The organism is Streptosporangium sp. NPDC002544, assembly GCF_040295965.1.
Classification (GTDB): Bacteria; Actinomycetota; Actinomycetes; order Streptosporangiales; family Streptosporangiaceae; genus Streptosporangium.
In genome coordinates this window covers 1-4427 of the sequence record NZ_JBEOWJ010000084.1, presented here as the reverse complement: position 1 = coordinate 4427, position 4427 = coordinate 1, and the positions used below count along the sequence as shown (strand labels likewise).

The window sequence follows — 4427 nt, the reverse complement described above, 5'->3', positions numbered from 1 at the left end:
CTGGTGCAGGCGTTGCCGGTGGATCGGGAGTTGACGGTGATCGTGAACTCGCCGCCGTTGGCGACCGCGCTGGCCACCCGCGCGAATCTGACGGTGTTCATGTTGGGTGGGCGGGTGCGGGGGCGGACCCTGGCCACGGTTGATGACTGGGCGCTGCGGCCGTTGGCCGATCTGCATGTGGACGTGGCGTTCATGGCGGCCAACGGTTGTTCGGTGGCCAAGGGGCTGACGACCCCGGATCCGGCCGAGGCCGCGATCAAACGGGCGATGGTCGAGGCCGCGCAGCGGTGCGTGCTGCTGGCCGATCACACCAAGTTCGCCAATACCTATCTGTCTCGTTTCGCCGCGCTGCAGGAGATCGATGTGGTGATCAGTGATATGGGGCTCGATGCCGGGGTGGCGGCCGAGATGGCCGCGGCCGGGCCCGAGGTGATCCGGGCGTGATCGTCACCTTGACTCTCAATCCCAGTCTGGATCGCACGATCGAGGTCGGGGCGTTGACGCGCGGGGCGGTGATCCGGGCCGCGGCAACCCATCTGGATCCCGGTGGTAAGGGGGTCAACGTCTCGCGGGCGTTGCTGGCCAACCGGGTTCGCTCGTGTGCGGTGGTGCCTTTCGGCGGGGATGAGGGGCGGCGGCTGGTGAGCCTGCTGTCGGCCGAGGGCATCGAGATGGTCACCGTGCCGGTGGCCGGGGCCACTCGTTCCAATGTCGCGCTGGCCGAGCCGGACGGCACGGTCACGAAGATCAACGAGCCGGGGACGGCGTTGTCGGCGGCGGAGTTGGAGGCCATCGCCGAGGCCGTGCTCGGTGCGGCCGGCAGCGCGGACTGGGTGGTGGCCTCCGGTAGCCTGCCGCCTGCGGTGCCCGTTGATGTGTATGCGCGTTTGTGTGAGCGTTTCAGCGGTGCGGGGATCAACGTCGCGGTCGATACCAGCGGGCCGGCGCTGATGCACGCGCTGGCCCAGGGGCCGGCCCTGGTCAAGCCCAACCGAGAAGAGCTGAGCGAGGCCACGGGGATGGTCATCTCATCCCTGGGCGATGCGATCAAGGCGGCCGAGAGTCTGCGGGCTCGTGGCGCGGGCACGGTCTTGGCCAGTCTGGGCGTCGATGGCGCGGTTTTGCTGCAGGACGAGCAGGTCTGGTACGGCCGCTGCGCGCTGGCCGAGCCGCGCAGTTCGGTTGGTGCCGGTGATGCGATGCTGGCCGGGTTCCTGGCCGGCGGCGCACACGGTGAGGGCGCGTTGGTCGAGGCGCTGGCCTGGGCGACCGCCGCGGTGGGGCTGCCGGGTAGCCGGATGCCCTCCCCTGATGACATTCGGCGTGATGACGTGCGTGTCATCGCGGCCGATCCCACCCTGCCGCTGCGGTCCGGGGGCTGACAGCGGCGCGGATCCACCCCCCCTGGCCGGCTGATGTGCCGGCCACCCCGGAAGGAGCAACACCACGTGAGCACTGATTACACCCCCACCGTCACGGGAACCGGGGTCAGAGCGAAGATTCAGCGTTTCGGCGGCTATCTCGCCGGGATGATCATGCCGAATATCGGGGCGTTCATCGCCTGGGGTCTGATCACCGCGCTGTTCATTCCCACCGGCTGGCTGCCGAACGAGAGTCTGGCGGCCCTGGTCGGGCCGATGATCACGACGCTGCTGCCGGTCTTGATCGGCTATACCGGCGGGCGGATGGTCCATGGTCAGCGCGGCGCGGTGGTCGGCGCGGTGGCCACCATGGGCGTCGTGGTCGGCGCGGAGAACCCGATGTTCCTCGGCGCGATGATCATGGGTCCGCTGGCGGCGTTCCTGCTGAAGCTGATCGACGGCTTCACCTCCGAGCGCACCAAGGCCGGCTTTGAGATGCTGGTGGACAACTTCACCGCCGGTATCGCCGGTGGCGCGATGGCGCTGCTGGGCGTGTGGGGTGTGGGCCCCATCGTCTCGGCGGTCACCACCGCGGCCGGTAACGCGGTCGGCTGGCTGGTGGAGTCCAACCTTTTGCCGCTGGCCTCGATCCTGATCGAGCCGGCCAAGGTGTTGTTCCTCAACAACGCCATCAACCACGGGGTGCTGACCCCGCTGGGCGCCAACGAGGTGACCCAGTTCGGCAAGTCGATCCTGTTCATGCTGGAGTCCAACCCCGGCCCCGGGCTCGGCCTGCTGCTGGCCTACATGTTCTTCGGCCCGCGGGCGCTGCGTCCCAGCGCCCCGGCGGCGATCATCATTCACTTCCTCGGTGGTATCCACGAGATCTACTTCCCGTATGTGCTGATGAAGCCCCGGCTGATCCTGGCGGTCATCGCCGGTGGCGCCACCGGGATCTTGGTGTTCATCATGACCGGTGCCGGGCTGGTCTCGGCGGCCTCGCCGGGCAGTATCTTCGCCTATCTGGCGGTGACGCCCAAGGGTGGCTGGTTCGGGGTGCTGGCCGGGATCTTCGCCGCGACCGCGGTGTCCTTCGCGGTGGCCTCGGTGCTGCTGGGCTTCGGCCGGGGCAAGGACGAGGGCGACGAGGCTCCGCAAGGGGCTTCCGCGCAGACCCAGGAGGCCTGAGCGGTGCCGAGTATCGACAGCCAGGAGGCTCCGCAAGGGGCTTTCGCACAGACCCAGACCGCGCCGGCCGTCAAGGAGGCCTGACAGGTGCCGAGTATCGACAGCAAGGACATCCACAAGATCATCGTGGCCTGTGACGCGGGGATGGGCAGCAGCGTGATGCTGGCCACCCAGCTGCGCAAGCAGCTCAAAAGCCATAACGTCCAGGTCGAGCACACCCCGGTCAACTCCATCCCGGCCGACGCCGACGTCGTGGTCTGCCACGCCGGCCTGGCCGGCCGGGCCAGGGCCGGCGCCCCGGACAAGGTCCTGATCTCCTTTCAGGTCTTCATCGGAGACCCCGCGGTGGCCAAACTGATCAACACGATCAAGAACGGCGGCACCGTCGATGCCTGAGACGGCGCCGCTGCCACTGGATCCGCGCGCGATCCGGCTGACGGCCTCGGCCACCGACCGAGACGACGCGATACGCCAGTGCGGGCAGGTGCTGCTCGCCGTCGGCGCGGTGGGCAGCGCCTATATCGGCGCGATGCTGGAGCGGGAGCGCTCGATCTCCACCTATGTCGGTGAGGGGGTGGCCATCCCGCACGGCACCTTGGCCGCCAAGGACGCCGTTCATCATGACGCGATCTGTGTGCTGCGTTTTCCCGGCGGCGTCGACTGGGACGGCGAACGGGTCACGATGTGCATCGGTATCGCCGCCAAGGGTGATGGTCATGTGCGGCTGCTGGCCGAACTCGCCCAGATCCTGATGGATCCCGAGCAGGCCCGGGCCCTTCGCGAGGCGACGCAAGTCGCCGAGGTGGTCCGGTTGCTGCAACCCAACGAAGAGGACGAAGCACAGTGAAGGTCGCTCGTTTCCACGCTCCCGGTGACATCCGCGTCGAGGAGGCGCCCGAGCCCGTCACCGGGGCCGGTGAGATCAAGATACGCGTGCGCAACTGCTCGACGTGCGGCACGGATGTGAAGATCTCCAAGCACGGTCACCATCACATCAGGCCGCCCAGGGTCATGGGTCACGAGATCGCCGGACAGATCGTCGAGGTCGGCCAGGGCGTGAGCGGCTGGGCGGCGGGCGATCGGGTGCAGGTGATCGCCGCGATCCCGTGCGGGGCCTGCTCCGAGTGCGGCCGGGGCCGGATGACGGTGTGCCCGAACCAGGAGTCGATGGGCTATCACTACGACGGTGGTTTCGCCGAGTACATGATCGTCCCGGCCAAGGTCCTCGCGGTCGACGGCCTCAACCGTATCCCCGAGGGGGTCGGTTTCGCCGAGGCCTCGGTGGCCGAGCCGCTGGCGTGTGTGCTCAACGGCCAGGAGCTGGCCCGGGTCGGCGAGGGCGACGACGTGGTGATCATGGGGTCGGGTCCGATCGGCTGCCTGCATGTGCGGCTGGCCCGCTCACGCGGCGCGGCCCGGGTGTTCCTGGTCGATATCAACGCCGAGCGGTTGGAGATGGCGGCCGCTCTGGTTCACCCCGACGCGGTGGTGCACGGCCAGGACGTGGTCGAGCAGGTGCTCAAGCTGACCGAGGGCAGGGGTGCTGATGTCGTCATCACCGCGGCCGCGTCCGGGGCGGCTCAGGAGCAGGCGTTGCAGATGGCGGCTCGTCAGGGGCGGATCAGTTTCTTTGGTGGTCTGCCCAAGGATGATCCGATCATTCGGTGTGATTCCAACCTGGTGCATTATCGGGAGTTGACCATCGTGGGTGCGAACGGGTCCAGTCCGGCGCACAACGCGCGGGCGCTTCAGCTGATCGCTGAGGGTGCGGTGCCGGTGTCGGATCTGATCACGCATCGTCTGGCGCTTACCGAGGTCCTGGAGGCGATCGACATCGTCAGCAGGGGCGAGGCCATCAAGGTCACCATCGAACCCTGA

Annotated in this window: 6 protein-coding genes; all 6 read left to right on the top strand. The window is 68.1% G+C overall.

From position 1 onward, the window contains the following. A partial coding sequence (locus ABT061_RS48175) for a DeoR/GlpR family DNA-binding transcription regulator (RefSeq protein WP_502991646.1) occupies positions 1-444 on the top strand: 444 nt, incomplete at its 5' end. Continuing rightward, positions 441-1382: a 1-phosphofructokinase gene (gene pfkB, locus ABT061_RS48170; RefSeq protein ID WP_350930434.1), complete on the top strand. Its 942-nt coding sequence runs from the start codon at positions 441-443 to the stop codon at positions 1380-1382. The genes ABT061_RS48175 and pfkB, both read left to right, overlap by 4 nt. Positions 1383-1448: 66 nt before the next feature. Further along, complete coding sequence (gene mtlA / locus ABT061_RS48165) at positions 1449-2549, top strand: mannitol-specific PTS transporter subunit IIC (protein ID WP_350930433.1); 1101 nt, start codon at positions 1449-1451, stop codon at positions 2547-2549. Between the two features lie 87 nt (positions 2550-2636). Next, positions 2637-2945, top strand: coding sequence for a PTS lactose transporter subunit IIB (locus ABT061_RS48160; protein ID WP_350930432.1), 309 nt, complete (start codon positions 2637-2639; stop codon positions 2943-2945). Further along, positions 2938-3396 carry a PTS mannitol transporter subunit IIA gene (locus ABT061_RS48155; RefSeq protein WP_350930431.1) on the top strand — a complete coding sequence of 153 codons (459 nt, stop codon included), beginning with the start codon at positions 2938-2940 and terminating at the stop codon, positions 3394-3396. The genes ABT061_RS48160 and ABT061_RS48155 overlap by 8 nt, the downstream gene beginning before the upstream one ends. Then, entirely contained in the window at positions 3393-4427 is a 1035-nt protein-coding gene (locus ABT061_RS48150) for a zinc-dependent dehydrogenase (protein ID WP_350930430.1), read from the top strand. The genes ABT061_RS48155 and ABT061_RS48150 overlap by 4 nt, the downstream gene beginning before the upstream one ends.